Genomic DNA, 17,261 nt, shown 5'->3' with positions numbered 1-17,261 from the left:
ACGGGGGACCAGTCGATGGGCGGGACGGGCGGGATCAGCGAGATGACAGGTATCACCGGGACACCGGAGCGGACCGAGAGCGAGGCACTGGCCACGCTGCACCGGGTCTTCGGATACGACGCGTTCCGCGGCGAGCAGGAAGCGGTCATCGAGCATGTGGTGGCCGGCGGGGACGCGGTCGTCCTCATGCCGACCGGCGGCGGCAAGTCGCTGTGCTACCAGATCCCCGCCCTGGTCAGACCCGGCACGGGCATCGTCGTCTCCCCGCTGATCGCACTGATGCAGGACCAGGTCGACGCGCTGCGGGCGCTCGGGGTGCGCGCCGGCTTCGTCAACTCCACGCAGGACTTCGACGAGCGGCGCGTGGTCGAGGCCGAGTTCCTCGCCGGCGAGCTGGACATGCTGTACCTGGCACCGGAGCGGCTGCGCCTGGAGTCCACACGGGATCTCCTCTCGCGCGGCAAGATCGCGGTCTTCGCGATCGACGAGGCACACTGCGTCTCCCAGTGGGGCCACGACTTCCGCCCCGACTATCTGTCCCTCTCCCTGCTCGGCGAGCGCTGGCCGGACGTCCCGCGGATCGCGCTCACGGCGACGGCCACCCATGCGACGCACCAGGAGATCACCCAGCGGCTTCACATGCCGTCGGCCCGCCACTTCGTCGCGAGTTTCGACCGGCCCAACATCCAGTACCGGATCGTGCCCAAGGCCGACCCCAAGAAGCAGCTGCTGAGCTTCCTGCGGGAGGAGCACGCGGGCGATGCGGGCATCGTGTACTGCCTCTCGCGCAACTCCGTCGAGAAGACCGCCGAGTTCCTCTCCCGCAACGGCGTCGAGGCGGTGCCCTACCACGCGGGCCTGGACGCGGGCACGCGCGCCGCGCACCAGTCCCGGTTCCTGCGGGAGGACGGGCTGGTCGTGTGCGCGACCATCGCCTTCGGCATGGGCATCGACAAGCCGGACGTACGGTTCGTCGCCCACCTCGACCTGCCCAAGTCCATCGAGGGCTACTACCAGGAGACGGGGCGTGGCGGCCGGGACGGACTGCCCTCCACGGCCTGGATGGCCTACGGGCTCAACGACGTCATACAACAGCGCAAGCTGATCCAGTCCGGCGAGGGCGACGAGGCCTTCCGCAGGCGGGCCGCCGCCCACCTGGACTCGATGCTGGCCCTGTGCGAGACCGCCCGCTGCCGCCGCGGACAGCTCCTCGCCTACTTCGGTCAGGAACCGGAGCCGAAGGGCTGCGGCAACTGCGACACCTGCCTCACGCCCCCGGAGACCTGGGACGGCACCGTCGCTGCCCAGAAGGTGCTGTCGACGATCGTGCGGCTTCAGCGAGAGCGCGGACAGAAGTTCGGCGCCGTGCAGATCGTCGACATCCTGATGGGCAAGCGCACGGCCAAGGTGATCCAGTTCGACCACGACCAGCTGTCGGTGTTCGGCATCGGCGAGGAGCTCTCCGAGGGCGAATGGCGCGGTGTCGTCAGGCAGTTGCTTGCGCAGGGCCTGCTGGCGGTCGAGGGGGAGTACGGCACGCTCGTGCTCACGGAGGACAGCGGGGCGGTGCTGCGCCGTGAGCGGGACGTGCCGCTGCGCAAGGAGCCGAAGAAGCCGGCGACGTCGAAGGCGGCGGGATCCCCCTCCGGCAGGAGCAAGGCCAAGGCCGCCGCGGCCGAGCTTCCCGAGGAACTGATTCCGGCCTTCGAGGCCCTGCGCGCCTGGCGTGCCGAACAGGCCCGGGAGCAGGGCGTCCCCGCGTACGTCATCTTCCACGACGCCACGCTCAGGGAGATCGCCACGGCGTGGCCGACGTCGGTGCAACAGCTCGGCGGGATCAGCGGGGTCGGCGAGAAGAAACTGGTGACGTACGGCGAGGGCGTGATCGGGGTGCTGGCCTCATTGGGCGGCTCCCCGGACAGCGCTCCCTCGGATACCGCCGGGGCCGCGGCAGCCACCGCCGCTGCGACCGCCGACACAGGCGCGGGAACCCCGGACCTCTGGCCCGACACGGACGAGGAACCGGAGCCCGAGGACTGGATATAGGGAGCCGGCTTCCTGTAGCCGGACCCGGGCCGGACCCGGGCCGGACCCGGGCCGGACCCGGGCCGGACCCGGGCCGGACCCGGGCCGGACCCGGGCCGGACCCGGGCCCGGACCCGGGCCGGAGCCGGCGTCGGTGTCGGCGCTCGTGCCCGGTTGCTCTCGGCGTGCTGACCTGCGGTCGGCGGTCGGGACGTGAGCCTCAGACATGAGCCTCAGAGAGCGCGCGTCGCATACGCCCTGACGTCGGCGTCGGTGTCGGTCGTCGCGGTGGCGAGGGCCGCGCGGGCCGCCTCCGTGACCCGGTGGCGGGTCAGAGCCAGGACGGCGGCCTTGCGGACGTCGGCGTTCGGGTCGGCCAGAGCCTTGGCGAGGACGGGGACGGCGGTGTCGGGGCCGGCCACGGACAGCGCGGTTGCGGCACCGGCGCGGACCTGCCAGGCGGGGTCGCCCAGGGCGGCCACGGCCCGGGCGGCGAGCAGCACCGGGCAGCCGGTCGTGCCCAGCGCCCCGTAAGCGGCGGCGCGCACCAGGGCGTCGGGGTCGTCGATGAGCCCGAGCAGGGCCGCGTGGACGGCATCGCGCTCCGGAGTGATGACGGTGCCGGAGCCGGAGGCCGGGGCGGAGGCGTGAAGTGCGCCTGGGCCGGGGCCCAGGGCTGGGGTGGTGCCGGGGCCCGGCAGTTGGGTGTCGCTCAGGCGGCCGGCCGCCACCGTGGCCAGGGACTTGGCGATCGTGACGCGCACCTCGCGGGACGGGTCGGCGGTCGCCGCGCGGGCGAGTTCGTCGGCGGCGTCGACGGACACCAGGGCGCGGACGGCCTCGATACGGACGGCGATGTCGACGTCGGTGAGGGAGACCGCGAACAGGGTGGCGTCCCCGAGGCGCAGTGCGCGCAGCACGTCCAGGGCCGCCGCGCGGACCACGGGGTCGGGCTCGGCCAGGGCGGCGGCGAGGCCGTCGCGCAGGGCGGCTTGCGGCGGCAGGGTCTCGACGAGCTCGCGCAGCGAGGCCGCGGCCGCGGCGCGTACCTCCGCGGAAGGGTCACGCAGTGCCTCGGCGAGGGCGGGGCCGGTGCCCGACGGCACGGTCTCGGTGAGGACGGCGACGGCCTCGCGTCGGACGGCGGGCGCAGGGTCGGTCAAGTAGGGGAGAAGGGAATCGAGTTCGGGCTCCTCCTCGGCGAGGGCGACGAGTTCGAGCAGACGGGAGGAGGACCGGAGCGAGGAGGACGGTTCGGGGGCGGAACCGGACTCGGGCGCTGCAATCACCGGCGTGTCGCCCGAGGTCGGAGCGGCTGCTCCGGCCCCGGTGGCGAGCGGCGCCACGTCCCGAGAACCGGCCGTGGCCACCTCCTCGGCATGGACCTCGCCGAGATGCCGCGAGGGACCGCCGACGGGGGTGAACTCGGCGACCGGAACCAGATACGGAGCCACCGGCCGGGCCGTGAACTCCATGGCACCAGAGGGGGACTTGTGCAGGTCGAGGTGGTGGAACCAGGAATCGTCGTCGCGGCGAGGATGGTCGAGGCGCTCGTGGTAGAGGCCCCATCGGGACTCGGTACGGGCCAGGGAGGCGCGCGCGGCCATCTCCGCGCAGTCGCGGATGAAGCCGACCTCGGCGCACCGCATCAGCTCGTGCGGGGTACGGGCGCCCATCCGGGCGATGTCGTCGCGCATCCGCTCGAAGGCATCCAGGGCCAACGACAGCCGCGCACCCGACTTAGGCGGGGTCACGTAGTCGTTCACGAACCGGCGCAGCTTGTACTCGACCTGGGGCTGCGGCGGGCCCTCGGGGTGGCGCAACGGGCGGTAGATCAGCTCGTGCGCCTCTCGCAGCTGGTCAGCGGGCAGCTCACCGTCGTACGCCTTGTACCGGGCCGCGTCCGAGCCGGCGAGGTCGCCGAAGACGAACGCGCCGATCATGTAGTTGTGCGGGACGCAGGCCAGGTCACCGGCGGCGTAGAGGCGGGGGACGGTCGTACGGGCGTGGTCGTCGACCCGTACGCCCGAGGCCGAGTGGCCGCCGCACAGGCCGATCTCGGAGATGTGCATCTCGATGTCGTGCGTGCGGTAGTCGTGTCCGCGGCCGGAGTGGAAGGTGCCCCGGGTCGGACGTTCGGTGGAGTGCAGGATCGACTCCAGGGCCGCGATGGATTCCTCGGGGAGGTGGCTCAGCTTCAGGTACACAGGGCCCCGGTCACTGGCGACCTCGGCCGCGAACTCGGCCATCATCTGGCCCGACCAGTAGTCGGAGTCGACGAAGCGTTCGCCGTGCCGGTTGACCTGGTAGCCACCGAAGGGGTTGGCGACGTAGGCGCAGGCGGGACCGTTGTAGTCCTTGATCAGCGGGTTGATCTGGAAGCATTCGATGCCGGTCAGCTCGGCGCCCGCGTGGTAGGCCATGGAGTAGCCGTCGCCCGCGTTCGTGGGGTTCTCGTACGTGCCGTACAGGTAGCCGGAGGCGGGCAGGCCGAGGCGGCCGCAGGCACCGGTCGCAAGGACGACCCCGCCCGCGCGGACGGTGACGAACCGGCCTGTGCGGGTGTTGAAGCCGACCGCCCCGATGGCCCGCCCGTCCTCGGGGGAGGTCAACACGCGCACCGGCATCACCCGGTTCTCGATGCGGATCCGCTCCCGCATCTCGCGCCGGCGCAGCTGCCGGTACAGGACCTTCTTGACGTCCTTGCCCTCCGGCATGGGCAGCACGTAGGAGCCGGACCGGTGGACCTGGCGGACCGCGTAGTCGCCGTGCTCGTCCTTCTCGAACTTCACACCGTACGACTCCAGGCGCTGCACCATGGCGAAGCCGCGGGTAGCGGTCTGGCGGACGGTCGACTGGTCGACGATGCCGTCGTTGGCGCGGGTGATCTCGGCGACGTAGTCGTCGGGCTCGGCGCGGCCGGGGATGACCGCGTTGTTGACGCCGTCCATGCCCATGGCGAGTGCCCCGGAGTGGCGGACGTGGGCCTTCTCCAGGAGCAGGACGTCCGCACCGCGCTCGGCGGCGGTCAGCGCCGCCATGGTGCCGGCGGTGCCGCCGCCGATGACGAGGACGTCGCAGGACAGCTCCTCGGCGTCGTCGAGCGCGGGGATCTGGGGAAGGGTGTCCACCGGGGTGCCTTTCAGATGCTCAGTGAAGTCAGGACGTCGCGGCGCAGAGCCACACGTGCCGGGTCGTCGTGGGCGGCGCGGTCGCGCGGGCGCGGCACCCCCCGCACGGCGACGAGGCGGCCCGCACCGAGGAGCGCGACGCGGTCACCCAGGAACAGGGCCTCGTCCACGTCGTGGGTGACGAAGACGACGGTCGCGCCCGTGCCGTGCAGCACCTCCACCAGCAGGTCCTGCATGCCGGCTCGGGTCTGGGCGTCGAGGGCGCCGAAGGGCTCGTCCATGAGGACGGCGCGTGGGCCCGCGGCAAGGGCGCGGGCCAGTTGTGCCCGCTGGCGCTGGCCTCCGGAGACACGGTGCGGCAGCTGCCGTGCGCGGTCGGCCAGTCCGACCCGTTCGAGCCAGGCCCCGGCCTGCTTCCTGCGCTCCGCGCGCGGTGAGCCCTGGATGGCGAGGGGGAGTTCGACGTTGGACAACAGGGTGCGCCACGGGAGGAGGGCGTCCTCCTGGAACACCAGCGCGCGGTCCGCCGCCGGCCCGCCGATCGGCCGGCCGTCCTGCTCCACGGCACCGGTCAGCGCGGGCAGCAGCCCGGCCAGGGTGCGCAGCAGCGTCGACTTGCCGCAGCCCGAGGGCCCGACGACGGTCAGGATCTCACCCGGCGTGACGTCCAGGTCGACGTCGGCCAGGGCGGTGGCGTCGGGCCGGCCGAGGGTGGCCGCGCGGAGGGTGAGCCGGGTGCCGCGTACGGCCGCGCCGGCGTCCTTGCCGGTGGCAGTGGCGACGGTGGCCGTACGGGTGGTCTCGCGGGTGTCAGACGAGGTGCTCATCGCGCGCCTCCTCGGGGTCGGGTCCGGGGCCGGCGGGGACGGCGGGGGCGGCCGCCGGCGCCGGAGAGGGTGGCCGGGCGCTCCCCGGCCGGAGCCGGCCGGTGGGGACGTACGACGTGCGCGGCAGCCAGCGGGTGAGACGGCGTCCGAGGAGTTCCACGGCCGTGGACGTGGCCCAACCGAGCACGCCGATCGTGACCATGCCGACGAAGACCCCCGGGTAGTCGACGACCGTGTAGTCCTGCCAGGTGCGGTAGCCGACGCCGTACTGACCGGAGATCATCTCGGCGGAGATCACACAGATCCACGAGACACCGATCCCGACCGACAGGCCGCCGAAGATGCCCGGCAGCGCCCCGGGCAGGACGACCGCGCCGAGGATCCGCCACCGGCCGCCGCCCATCGTGCGCACCGCCTCCTCCCATCCGGGGGCCAGCGCGCGGACCGCGTGCCGGGTGGAGACGAGCACCGGGAAGAAGGCGGCGGTGAAGGTGATGAAGACGATGCCCTGTTCGTTCGACGGGAAGAGCAGGATCGCGACGGGTACCAGGGCGATCGCGGGAATCGGCCGGACGACCTCGAGGACCGGCCCGAGCAGGTCCTCGGCGAGGCGCGAGCGCGCCACGAGCACGCCCGTGGCCACGCCCAGGACGGCGGCCAGGAGGAAGCCGGTGATGATGCGGGTGAGGCTGTCGGTGAGGTCGGTCCAGTAGTCGTCGCCGGCCAGGCGGTCGGCGAAGGCGCGGGCCACGTCGGCGACCGTGGGGAACTGCGAGAAGCGCAGCCACAGGTCGACGTTCAGGCTGGTCAGCAGCTGCCACAGACCGAGCGCGGCCGCGACCGAAGCCACCCGCAGCGCGTACCGGGTCACGAGGCACGCCCCAGCGCGTCGGCGTACGTGACGACCCGGGCGCCGCCATGGGCGTCGACGTAGGCCTGGGCGGTCGCCGGGGCGACGAACGGTACGAGGGTCTCGCCGTCGGCCACCCAGACGGCCTTGTCGGCGAACCACAGGGTGCCGGTGGTGGCGTCGGGAACGTAGGCGGCGCGGACGCCGTCCCTGTGCTGCGCGACGTAGGCCAGCAGTTCGGCGGGCGTCTTGAAGGTACGGGTCTGTGCGGCGTCCTTCGGCCATACCTCGCTCGTGGCCGGCGCGGGCGCGGTGGCGAGCTGCTTGGCGTACGACGAGCCGAGCGCCTTCTTGACGTACTGGTCGTCGACGAAGGAGTCCACGTCGACGTCGCCCGTCAGCTTGGCCGCCTTGAGGATCGAGACGTCCTCCTTGAGCGCGGTGACGAGCTGCGGCTTGACGGCTGGGTCGAAGGTGGAGATGCCATGGGCGCCGTTGTAGAGGTAGACGACCTCGGCGGGCAGGCCGGTGGCCTCGGCGACCTTCTCGGCAGCGGCCACCGGGTGCGTGTTGAGGTAGTCCGTGGCCTCCGACTGAGCCTTCAGGAACGCCTCCAGCACGGTCGGGCGCTCCTTCGCGAAGTCCTCGCGGGCGGTGACGCCGTGGAAGGTGGGCAGGTCCAGCTGGGCGCCGTCGTACAGGGCCTTCGCCTTGCCCTGGTAGGCGAGCAGGCCGGGCCAGGCCACGAACTGCGAGAGCGCGTCGGCGCTGCCCGCGGAGAGGGCCGACGCGCCCACGGCGGGCTGCTGGTTGAGCTTCTCGATGCCCTTGCCCGGGTCGATGCCGGCGCGCTGCAAGGCCCGTACGAGTGTGCCGTCGGCGGCGGAACCGATGCTGGTGGAGACCTTCTTGCCCTTGAGGTCCTCGATGGAGGCGAGCTTGGAGTCGGGAGCCGTGACGATGGTGTTGAGACCGCCCCGGAGGTTGTAGCCGGTGACCGAGACCAGGTGGGTGGGCTTGCCGAGCTGTTTGCCGCGGGCCGCGTTGATGAGGAGCGGGAAGTCGCCCATCGAGCCGATGTCGATCTTCCCGGCGGTCATCTGCGCGGTGATGGGGGCGCCGGTCGCGTAGTCCTGCCAGTCCACCTTGTAGGTCCTGCCGTCGCCGAGGGCGTTCAGCTCCTTCTCGAAGTAGCCCAGTGAGCGCAGCAGGGTGCCCGCGGTGACGGTGTTGATGGTCTTGGACTGGTAGCCGACGGTCACGGTGACCGTGGAGCCGCTACCGGCCTCGGCGCTGCCGCACCCGGTGAGAGGGAGCAGCAGGAGTGCGGCGGACGCGGCGACCGCCTGGGGCTTCATCGCTTTCGGACGCATGGGGGTTCGGGCCTTTCACCGGAGCAGGTAGGGCATGTTGACCGTGACGGCTCCGGTGGGACAGCGGGCCGCGCACGGGCCGCAGTACCAGCACTCGTCCACGTGCATGTAGGCCTTGCCGTTGCTCTCGTCGATGGCGAGGGAGTCCAGCGGGCACATGTCCACACAGAGCGTGCAGCCGTCGATGCACTTCGACTCGTCGATGGTCACGGGCACGTCGGCCCGCTGGGGTGCCAGGGTCATGGCGGTCTCCAGAAAAGTCCCGAGAAATTCTGAGAAATCCCGAGCGGCAGTGAACCGATGAGGCCGTGCCGAACGATGAAGGGGTGAGGGCGCGGAAGAGGACGGGGGAACGGAAAGGGGGCAGAGCGGGGGCGGGGAACAGGAGTGCAAGGGCGGGGAAGGGGGGCGGAAGGACGAGCGGGGGAGACGTCAGAGGGAGCGGTGCAGCAGGCCGCTCATCGAGATGCGGTCCCCGCGGAAGCGGATGAACTCCAGGTCCACCGGGCGGCCGTCCGCGAGGTGGCTGAGGCGTTCGAGCATGAGGACGGCCGCGCCGCGCGGCGCCTCCAGTACGGCGGCGGAGTGGGCGTCCGCGGTGACCGCCTCCAGAGTGATCTCGGCGTGGCCGAGGCGTTGCCCTGTGACGGCCTCCAGGAGGCGGAAGACGTCGGTGTTCTCCAGGTCGGCGCCGAGCAGGTCGGCGCCGACGTCGAGCGGGATGTAGGTGAGGTCCAGGGAGAGGGGGATGCCACCCAGCCGGCGCAGGCGCTCGATGTAGAGCACGTCCGCGCCGGGCGGGACGTGGAGGCGGTCGGCCACCGGGGCGGGCGCGGCGACCGGGCCCATCGTGCGGACCTCGTTGGTGACGTGGCCGTGCTCATGGAGGGTCTCCGCGAGGCCCATCAGGCGGTCCAGGCCGTGAGGGTACTTCTGTGCCACGACGACTGTGCCGACGCCCGGCAGGCGCTCCACCAGACCCTCCGCACGGAGCAGATCCAGGGCTTGGCGGACGGTGTTGCGGGAGGCCCGGTAGTCCGTGGCGAGGGTCGACTCGTGCGGGAGCGTGCCGTCCGGGAAGCCGTCGGTGAGCAGTTGACGGCGTAGCAGGTCGGCGAGCTGACGGGCCTGGTCCGCACGCAGCCGACGACGCGCCCGGTGGGCGGCGACGGTGGTCGCGCCCTGACCGGCGTGGTCTCGGATGCGGTCGGTGGGTGGCATGTTTCGAACCATAGCGAGTCAGTAGGAAAACTCGTGTTGCTGGAGTGTTGCGCCACCTACAGGAACGTCAGGTAAAGCCCTGACCTGGGGAAACGGCACCGGCCTGCACAAGATCTGCCAGGTCAGGACAACGCCGTCAGCCCTGGGGCGAAGGTGATCAGCAGGGGCAGCAGCGGCACCAGGGTGGCCACCGTCGTGGTCAGCGCCCGGTGCCGGCGCAGGAGGCGCGGGGGCGGCTGGAGCAGGCGATCCACGCGCTCACCGAGGAGACGGTGGCTGGAGGCGCAGGACAGGACACCCCGGTGCTGGTTCAGCTCGATCAGGGCCAGCGCCGTGGTCAGGTGACCGCAGCGGCGCGACGCCGTGTCGTCGGCCGCGAGTTCGACCAGGCGGTGGGTCTGGTCGCAGAAGTGGGAGAAAAGCGGAATGCGGGGGAAGCCGGTGGCAAGGGCGGTCGACAGGTGGAGCAGCCAGTCGTGGTGGGCGCGGGCATGGCCGCGCTCATGGGTGAGGACGGCGTCCAACTGGTGGGAGGTGAGGCGGTGCAGGGCCCCGGTCGTCACGATCAGCTGCGGTGGGTTGCCCGGCATCCACCAGGCGTCGGGGTACTCGTCCTCCAGCACCAGCAGCGGACCCCGGGCGGACGGCAGGCCGGCGGGCAGGTCGGGGGCACGTTCCCGCAGGTGCGCCCTGGCCCGGCCGCGGCGCCGGCGCGCGTCGACGAGTTCGCGGGCCAGCATCGCCGTCGTCCAGGCGGCCCCGCAGGCCAGCAGCAGGGTCAGGGCCGCCGCCCACGGCGGGGCGACGGAGAGGTCGTACGCCTGGGAGACGCCGGGCGGCGCGGGGGCGAAGACCCGGGCGCGGACGGTGTGGAACACGGCGGCTGCACCCAGCGTCAGCGCGGTCAGGCAGCACAGCAGGACCGTGGCGACCAGGCACTGCCACACCCACAGCCCGAGGACCGGCTCCCGCTCCGGCCATGCGGACCGGGTCAGCACACGCGGAACCGGCAAGGCGGCCGACAGAGCGACGACGCTCAGCAGGAGCAGGCAGAGGGTCATGCCATGGGCTCCGGATCCTGGTCGGGACGGGGGCGTGCGCCGCGTGCGCGCGGGGTGCGTACCGCGTACCCGCGTGCGGGCGGCCTGCCACGGGCGGCGGGCTCGGCACGGAGACCGTGCCCGCCGCCAGTATGACGGGGGTTACTCCGTGAGTCAGCCCACGACGACGCCCCGATTCGGCGCAGGCCACCCCGCCCCGGCCGGGGCGCCGTCAGCCGCCCCGGTCCGACGGCCGTCGGTCGCCTCCGCGCAGACGCCGTCAGCCCCGGTCCCGGTGCCTCCGTTCACCTGGTCCAGTACTCGGCCCCTGGTTCGGTCGCCGTCTCCCCCGCTGTCTCCTGGTCCGTCACCGGCTGGGGCGACGGCTGGGTCGGCGGTCGCTGCACGGCTCTCTTCATCCGGCGACCACCCGGCCGCTCACCTCTCCCAGTCCCACGCGCGTGCCGTCGGGGCCGGGAGCCCACGCCGACAGGGTCACCACGTCGTCGTCCTCCAGGAAGGTGCGCTTTCCGTCCGGGAGTTCCAGCGGGTCACGGCCGTTCCAGGTCAGTTCCAGCAGGGATCCGCGCTCGTGCGGGGCGGGGCCGCTCACCGTGCCCGAGCCGTACAGGTCGCCGGTGCGCAGGGAGGCGCCGTTGACCGTGAGGTGGGCGAGCTGCTGGGCGGCTGTCCAGTACATGGAGGAGAAGGGCGGATCGGAGACCACGTGCCCATTGAGCGCCACGGAGATACGCAGGTCGTAACCGGCGGGTTCGGCGGCCGAGTCGTCCAGATAGGGGAGGAGGGGGTGGGTCCGCTCCGGGGGTGTCACCCGCGCGGTCTCCAGGGCTTCCAGCGGGGTGATCCACGCCGAGACCGACGTGGCGAACGACTTGGCGAGGAACGGGCCGAGGGGCACGTACTCCCAGGCCTGGAGATCGCGGGCCGACCAGTCGTTGAGCAGGCACAGACCGAACACGTGCTCGCGGAAGTCGGCCAGGGCGACCGGGCTGCCCTGCCGCGAGGGCACGCCGACCACGAAACCGACCTCGGCCTCGATGTCGAGCCGCACGGACGGGCCGAAGACGGGGGCCGGATCGGTGGGCGCCTTGCGCTGACCCGAAGGGCGGACGACGTCCGTGCCGGAGACCACGACCGTGCCGGCCCGGCCGTGGTAGCCGATCGGCAGGTGCTTCCAGTTGGGCAGGAGAGTGTCCCCGGCGTCCGGACGGAAGATCGCTCCCGCGTTCCGGGCGTGATGCTCGGAGGAGTAGAAGTCGACGTAGTCGGCGACCTGGAAGGGGAGGTGCAGCGTCACGCCGGAAAGGGGATGGAACAGCGGTTCGACGGTGGAGCGGTGGGAGGGGTCGGTCACCCATTCCGTGAGGGCGCGGCGCACCTTCGACCACGTCGCTCGTCCCGCCGCCAGCAGCGGGTCGAGGGTCGGCGAGGCGAGCAGGCCGGCGTGCGGCGAGCCGAGCGCACGGGCCGCCGCGCCCGCGTCGAGGACGTGGTCGCCGAGCCGGACGCCGACGGTCCGCTCCGCGGAACCCGGCAGGGAGAAGACGCCGTAGGGGAGGTTGTGCGGGCCGAAGGGGTCACCCTCGGGAAGGTCGAAGGGGGGCATCGGGTACTGCCTCTCTTTCGTGCGCTCTTTGACGCTCGCCATGTCGTGCTCGCCGGACTCCGCGCGGGTGTCGCAGGGGTGCGCCGAGCCGCGCCACACGTTACGGCCGACGCCGCCGAAGTGACATGGCGGCCCGGCCGGTGGGGTTCCCCGGCCGGCGGCTCTCCGCTTCCGGATGCTCACCCCACGTGGTCCACGGGCCGGTCCGCATTCTTGACGGAGCGGTGCGAAAGGGGACACTCTGTGCGGGTGCTGGAAGGCCTCGGGGAGGGGGCCTTCGCCCGGCACGCCTGGGGGGCGGATGGCCAAAGGGGAGGCCGGCCTCGGGTCGGCGCGGCGTGGCTCACGGCCGAAGCGGCTGGAAGCGACCATGCGCGACAGACTCGGCCGGGAATGCGTGTATGTACCGTCATGCAGATTCGGGCTGTACGTGGCGTTACGCCACTGGTGCCCGCCCGGCGGACGCGTACTGATGTCGCCGGTCAACGACGACGTGATCTTCTTCGTCGTGCTGGCGGCTGGACTGCGGCCCGTTCAGGCGCCGTTGAACCCGCTGGACGCGTCGATCGACGTCGCTGCCGTGCCCGACGAGATGTGGGGCTCGCTGTCCGGCGTCCTCACGACGAATCTGTACGGCAACCCCGACGACACGCCGAGGCTGCGGGAGAAGTGCGACGCACTGGGCATCCCGTTGTTCGAGGACGGGGCGCACGCCATCGGCAGCGAAGTGGGGGGCAGGCCGGTCGGGGCCTGGGGGGACGCCTCCGTCTTCAGCCTTTCCAAGCACGTCGGCGCCAAGGCCGGCGGGTTCCTGGCCTGCGCCGACCCGGGACTGCGCGAAGCCCTGGAGAAGACCTGCGAGGACCTGCTGCTGCCGGCACGGCTCACGGCGGAACTCGCCTACACCGTCCGGCCGTACGCGGAGGCGGCCGTACGGGGGCTGCGGTTGCGGCGGGCCGCCTGGGCCACGATGCGGCTGCTCGGGCTGATGGAGCGGGAGGAGATCCGGATGCCGCTGCGGCCCGCCGAGTTGGCCCGCGCCGTCGAGACCGCGCCGGACCTCACCGCCCACGACTCCTGGGTCCGCGTCGACATGCACGACTACCGGATGCGTCCGGGGCCGCTGAGAGCGGGCCGTATCGGCCGCAGACTCGACCACCTGGACGAGGTGCTGACGACCTGCCGGGCGGGCACCGAGCTGCTCCTGTCCACCCCGTGGGCGCGGCCCGGGGCATCCCGCGCCGATCGGGCCCAACCCCTCTTCCGTGTGCCGCTGTTCGTCGCCGACCGGGACGCCGCGAGGGCGGCGCTCGCGCGGCGGGGCATCATCGTCGGGTACCTCTATGACCCGCCCCTGGACGACTACGCGGGTGCCGCCTTCACCGACCTGTCGCCCGATCCCGCGGGGGCCCGCTGGTTCGCCCGGCATGCGCTGCCCGTGGATCCGCTGCGGGCTCGGCAGGTCGTCGAGGTGCTCCGGGAGTCCGGCGTCCGGCCGGCCGAGGCGCCGGGAGGGCTGGAGCCGACCCGTGGCTGAGACACAGGCCGAGATCCAGGTATCCGTGCCCTCGGCGCCGCCCGTCGGAAAGGAGACGGCGGCCACGACACCGGCCGACGGTACCCAGAGCCCCGGATCCCTGTTCAAGAACGCCTACTTCCTGATGCTCAGCACCGGCGTCTCCGCCGTGCTCGGCCTGGGCTTCTGGCTGGTGGCGGCGCGCTACTACTCGGAGGAGGCCGTCGGACAGGGCTCGGCCGCGATCGCGGCGATGCGGCTGCTCGCCAGCATCACGGCGACGACGATGATCGGGGCCGTCGTCCGCTTCGTGCCGCGTGCCGGGCGGGCCACGGGCTCGCTGGTGTGGCGGGCGTACGCGGCCAGTTCGGTGGTGGTCGCCGTCGCCGCGTTCGCCTTCCTGCTCACCCTCGACCTGTGGGGCGCGACCTACGCACCGCTCGGCACGGCCGCCGCGGGGGCGGCCTTCGTCGTCGCGTGCGTGGCGTGGGCCCTGCTCACGCTCCAGGACGGGGTGCTCACCGGCCTGCGCAGGTCGGGGTGGGTGCCCCTCGGCAACGCGGTGTTCTCCATCGGCAAGCTGATCCTGCTGGCCGTGTTCGCGACCGCGCTCCCGGTGCTCGGCATCTTCGTGTCCTGGGCCATGGCGATCGCGCTCTCGACGCTGCCCCTCGGCTGGTTGATCTTCCGCCGGCTGATCCCGCGCCAGGCTGCCGCCGACCGCGACCTGGAGCCGCCCCCACTGCGCGAGATGGGCCGCTTCCTGGCCGGGGACTCGCTCGGCGCGCTGTTCAGCCTGGCGATGATCAACCTGCTGCCGGTGATGGTCGCGGTGCGCTTCAGCGCGGCGGAGAACGGCTACTTCTACGTGGCGTACACCGTCGGCGGCACCATGGAGTTCATGGCCATCAACATGGCCTCCTCCCTCACCGCACACGCTTCGCACGACCCGCGGCAGCTCGCCGAGGGCGTGCGCGGGGCGCTGCGCCGTATGACGCTGCTGCTGGTGCCGGTGGTGTTGGTCCTGGTGGTGTTCGCCCCGCAGATCCTGCTGCCTTTCAACGAGGACTACGCCGACCACGGCACCACAGTGCTGCGGCTGCTCGCCGCCGGGGCGCTGCCCCGGGTCGTGGTCGAGCTGTACATCGGGGTGCTGCGGGTGCAGGGCCGCACCGGCGTGCTCGCCGCACTCCAGGGCGCCATGTGCGCGCTGGTGCTGGGCAGCGCGGCCGTACTGTTCGCGCCGGCCGGGATCGCGGGCGCCGGCTGGGCGGTCCTGCTCAGCATGACCCTGATCGCCACCGTCTCCGCCGTCGGTCTGCGCTCCGCGCTGCGCCGCAACGCTCGGCTGCCCGTAGGCCGGTCCTCCGCCGGTCCGGCCTACGGCACCCACTGGGCACGGCTGAACGCCACCGCCGGGTACGGCACGAACTGGGCGCGCCGGGCGGCTCACGAACGCGAGGGCGTCGACGAGGACACGGTGACTCTGTTCATCGGGCGTCCCGGCTACGAACGCGAGGCGCTGCAAGCGGACACGCTGGCGCTGATAGTGCGGCCGCACGAGTCCGCCGACGCGAACGGGAAGGACGAGAGCGACAAGGGGTGCGAGGGTGCACAGCGCGCTGCGCAGGGGCCTTTGGCTGTGGAGGCGCGGCGCGACGATGCGGCCCGGGCGGTCGCGGCCGACCGGGCCGCCTCCAGCCGGGAGCGGGGGAGTGCGGCCGGCAGCCGGGAGAAGCGGGTCGCGGGTGGGCTGTGGGGAACGCTCGCTGTAGCCACCGGGGTCTTCTGGGCGGCGCTGCGTGAGCTGCCGTGGCTCGACGGCCCGACCGGAGACGTGCAGACCGGACGTCAGCAGCTGGCGGCGCTGCCGCCCACGGCAACGGTCGCCGGGGGCCTGCTGCTCCTGGTGTTCGTGGGCGCGGTGACGCTGCGCGCCGCGCGGAGCGCCCTGCTGCCGGGGGCGGCCCTCGGTTCAGTGCTGCTCGCCCTGTACGGCGTACCCGTCGCCTTCGGCCGGGAGCCGTCTCCCGTCGGTGGGGCGTGGTACGCGAAGGCGGCCGGATTCCTCGCGGAGGGCCTGGGGCTCGACGGGCCGGGGTCGCTGCTGCGCTGGACACCACTCGTCGCGCAGTTGCTGTGTCTCATACCGCTGTGGCTGCTGCTCGCGGGCGCGGACCGGTGGCTGACCTGGCCGGGGCGCTGGGGGGTCCTGTACCTCGTCGCGCTGGGCGGCTGGGTGTGGCGGCTGGAGCTCTCGCCGACGGCACTGCCCCTGCTGGCCGGGCTCACCCTCGTCGCCGCGATCGTGTCGCTCGCCCGCCGCGGCGCGCGGGCGGGACGCCCACGGGGCGCGGTCAGCGGGACGGCACGGGCTGGTGGAAGTAGCCGTTCTTCCCCGCCTCCCGGTAACCGTCCAGACCCGGGCCCTCGTTGACGGTCAGATCACACTCGGGCTCCTCGGAGGTCGGCCGGTTCCAGTGCACCAGCGCCTTCACCTCAGGGAGCTTCTTCACGGCTGCGGGGATCCGGGTGTACCAGTCGCGTTGCCGCTGCGGGGCGTCGGCGTCCGGCGCGGTGGCGAACTCCGCGAGCATCACCGGCTTGTCGGCGCTGATGTTCTCGCGCAGCCACTCGTAGCTGGGCCGCTGACTGCGCAGGAAGTCCTTCCAGTCGTCGGTGCCGTGGCACTGGTAGTAGTTGTACTGGTCCATGGCGATCCAGTCGACGTACTCGTCCCCGGGGTAGAGCGCCTTCATGTCGGCCGCGCTGCCGAGATAGCCGGAGACGGTCCACACCCATACGACGTTGTCCGCGCCCAGTTTCCGGAAACGGTCGCGGACATGGCGGTACGCGGCGACGAACTCCCGCGGGGTGCCCGCCCCTTCCTTGATGCGGGCGTCGGTCTCCTGGTCGAAGGAGAGGAAGACGCGTTTGCCGTAGGCCCTGATCCGGCGGATCTGCGGATCGAGGATCTTCTTGTCGAGCTCGCCGGAGGCGATGTTCCTCCAGCCGAGCTGGGTCTCCGTCCAGTTCTCGTGGTGCGGCTCGGTCCAGACGGTGGACTCCCAGGCCAGCATGAGCAGTCGGTCCCGGCCGAGTTCCTGTTCGTCCGGGGTGAGGAGTTCCCCATCGAGCTCGGTGCCCGACATGTCGTGGTAGTTGTAGACGAGGTCCAGCTTGCGGCCGATCCGCTTCTCGAAGCCGTGCACGGCGTCCTTGAGCGAGCCGTCCGCGGCGTACGGCACGGCGGCGCCCCACCATGCGCCGCAGGGCGGTACCAGCGTGCCGGTGGGGGCGCAGGCACCGGCGGGCAGCTCACCCGAGGCCGCGTTGTCGGGGAGGGCGTCCGTGGTCGAATCCGGGTCCTCGGAGCGGCCGGCCCAGATGCCGAGCCCGGCCAGCAGCGCGGCCACCGCCACCAGCACGACGGCCTTGTAGGCCCGCCTCGCCCCTCCTGGGTCGCCCCCCGCCTCACCTTCCGGGCGACGTCGCCCCGGGCCGTCCCGCGGGCCTGCCTCCGAGCGGTGCTCCGGGGCGCCCGCCCGGTCCTCCTTCAACCCGTCCTCGAACTCGGCCGCCAAGTCGTCCCCCATGTGGTCCTCCGTGCTCCTCGTCCCACGCGGTTCGGTCGGGCTGCGTGGTGCGCGC

The 17,261-nt window shown here is 72.4% G+C and carries 12 protein-coding genes; 3 read left to right on the top strand and 9 right to left on the bottom strand.

The genetic code is table 11. The annotated features are described in order from the left end of the window. Positions 1–15: 15 nt before the first annotated feature. The gene (recQ, locus tag OHS71_RS17640) at positions 16–2,046 is read left to right on the top strand and encodes a DNA helicase RecQ (protein WP_328484549.1); all 2,031 of its coding nucleotides are present in this window, start codon (positions 16–18) and stop codon (positions 2,044–2,046) included. 212 nt (positions 2,047–2,258) lie between these two features. On the opposite strand, the gene OHS71_RS17635 is transcribed toward recQ, so the two are convergent. The 8 genes from OHS71_RS17635 to fahA form a co-directional block, all read right to left on the bottom strand. Continuing rightward, positions 2,259–5,156: a fumarate reductase/succinate dehydrogenase flavoprotein subunit gene (locus tag OHS71_RS17635; protein WP_443046969.1), complete on the bottom strand. Its 2,898-nt coding sequence runs from the start codon at positions 5,154–5,156 to the stop codon at positions 2,259–2,261. Between the two features lie 11 nt (positions 5,157–5,167). Next, a complete protein-coding gene (locus OHS71_RS17630; RefSeq protein ID WP_328480331.1) occupies positions 5,168–5,983 on the bottom strand; it encodes an ABC transporter ATP-binding protein in 816 nt (271 codons plus the stop codon). Then, positions 5,967–6,854 carry an ABC transporter permease gene (locus OHS71_RS17625; protein WP_328480330.1) on the bottom strand — a complete coding sequence of 296 codons (888 nt, stop codon included), beginning with the start codon at positions 6,852–6,854 and terminating at the stop codon, positions 5,967–5,969. Before OHS71_RS17625 ends, OHS71_RS17630 begins: the two co-directional genes overlap by 17 nt. Further along, on the bottom strand, positions 6,851–8,191 hold the full coding sequence (locus OHS71_RS17620) for an ABC transporter substrate-binding protein (protein ID WP_328484547.1): 1,341 nt from the start codon (positions 8,189–8,191) through the stop codon (positions 6,851–6,853). The genes OHS71_RS17625 and OHS71_RS17620 overlap by 4 nt, the downstream gene beginning before the upstream one ends. A gap of 30 nt (positions 8,192–8,221) precedes the next feature. Continuing rightward, a complete protein-coding gene (locus tag OHS71_RS17615; protein ID WP_020130156.1) occupies positions 8,222–8,449 on the bottom strand; it encodes a 4Fe-4S dicluster domain-containing protein in 228 nt (75 codons plus the stop codon). A gap of 189 nt (positions 8,450–8,638) precedes the next feature. Further along, positions 8,639–9,427, bottom strand: a complete 789-nt coding sequence (locus OHS71_RS17610) for a GntR family transcriptional regulator (protein WP_328480329.1) — start codon at positions 9,425–9,427, stop codon at positions 8,639–8,641. Between the two features lie 122 nt (positions 9,428–9,549). Beyond that, the gene (locus OHS71_RS17605) at positions 9,550–10,488 is read right to left on the bottom strand and encodes a M56 family metallopeptidase (protein WP_328480328.1); all 939 of its coding nucleotides are present in this window, start codon (positions 10,486–10,488) and stop codon (positions 9,550–9,552) included. A 394-nt stretch (positions 10,489–10,882) separates the two neighbouring features. Beyond that, positions 10,883–12,094 carry a fumarylacetoacetase gene (gene fahA / locus OHS71_RS17600; RefSeq protein ID WP_328480327.1) on the bottom strand — a complete coding sequence of 404 codons (1,212 nt, stop codon included), beginning with the start codon at positions 12,092–12,094 and terminating at the stop codon, positions 10,883–10,885. A 301-nt stretch (positions 12,095–12,395) separates the two neighbouring features. On the opposite strand from fahA, the gene OHS71_RS17595 reads away from it, so the two are divergent. Continuing rightward, on the top strand, positions 12,396–13,631 hold the full coding sequence (locus OHS71_RS17595) for a DegT/DnrJ/EryC1/StrS family aminotransferase (protein ID WP_328480326.1): 1,236 nt from the start codon (positions 12,396–12,398) through the stop codon (positions 13,629–13,631). Next, the gene (locus OHS71_RS17590) at positions 13,624–16,047 is read left to right on the top strand and encodes a lipopolysaccharide biosynthesis protein (protein WP_443046967.1); all 2,424 of its coding nucleotides are present in this window, start codon (positions 13,624–13,626) and stop codon (positions 16,045–16,047) included. Before OHS71_RS17595 ends, OHS71_RS17590 begins: the two co-directional genes overlap by 8 nt. Here the strand turns inward: OHS71_RS17590 and OHS71_RS17585 are convergent. Then, positions 15,968–17,206 carry a glycoside hydrolase family 26 protein gene (locus tag OHS71_RS17585; RefSeq protein WP_328480325.1) on the bottom strand — a complete coding sequence of 413 codons (1,239 nt, stop codon included), beginning with the start codon at positions 17,204–17,206 and terminating at the stop codon, positions 15,968–15,970. The two genes, OHS71_RS17590 and OHS71_RS17585, sit on opposite strands and share 80 nt — an antisense overlap. Positions 17,207–17,261 lie beyond the last annotated feature (55 nt).

The organism is Streptomyces sp. NBC_00377 (genome assembly GCF_036075115.1).
Taxonomy (GTDB): Bacteria; Actinomycetota; Actinomycetes; order Streptomycetales; family Streptomycetaceae; genus Streptomyces.
Note: the sequence above shows the minus strand (reverse complement) of the source record. Positions and strands in the feature narration are given on the sequence as shown.

Bases quoted from the DNA above. Each gene is read 5' to 3' on its own strand.
- OHS71_RS17620 (WP_328484547.1), bottom strand. From the start codon at position 8,191: ATGAAGCCCCAGGCGGTCGCCGCGTCCGCCGCACTCCTGCTGCTCCCT.
- OHS71_RS17585 (WP_328480325.1), bottom strand. From the start codon at position 17,206: ATGGGGGACGACTTGGCGGCCGAGTTCGAGGACGGGTTGAAGGAGGAC.
- OHS71_RS17595 (WP_328480326.1), top strand. From the start codon at position 12,396: ATGGCCAAAGGGGAGGCCGGCCTCGGGTCGGCGCGGCGTGGCTCACGG.
- fahA (WP_328480327.1), bottom strand. From the start codon at position 12,094: ATGCCCCCCTTCGACCTTCCCGAGGGTGACCCCTTCGGCCCGCACAAC.
- OHS71_RS17605 (WP_328480328.1), bottom strand. From the start codon at position 10,488: ATGACCCTCTGCCTGCTCCTGCTGAGCGTCGTCGCTCTGTCGGCCGCC.
- OHS71_RS17630 (WP_328480331.1), bottom strand. From the start codon at position 5,983: ATGAGCACCTCGTCTGACACCCGCGAGACCACCCGTACGGCCACCGTC.
- recQ (WP_328484549.1), top strand. From the start codon at position 16: ATGGGCGGGACGGGCGGGATCAGCGAGATGACAGGTATCACCGGGACA.
- OHS71_RS17610 (WP_328480329.1), bottom strand. From the start codon at position 9,427: ATGCCACCCACCGACCGCATCCGAGACCACGCCGGTCAGGGCGCGACC.
- OHS71_RS17615 (WP_020130156.1), bottom strand. From the start codon at position 8,449: ATGACCCTGGCACCCCAGCGGGCCGACGTGCCCGTGACCATCGACGAG.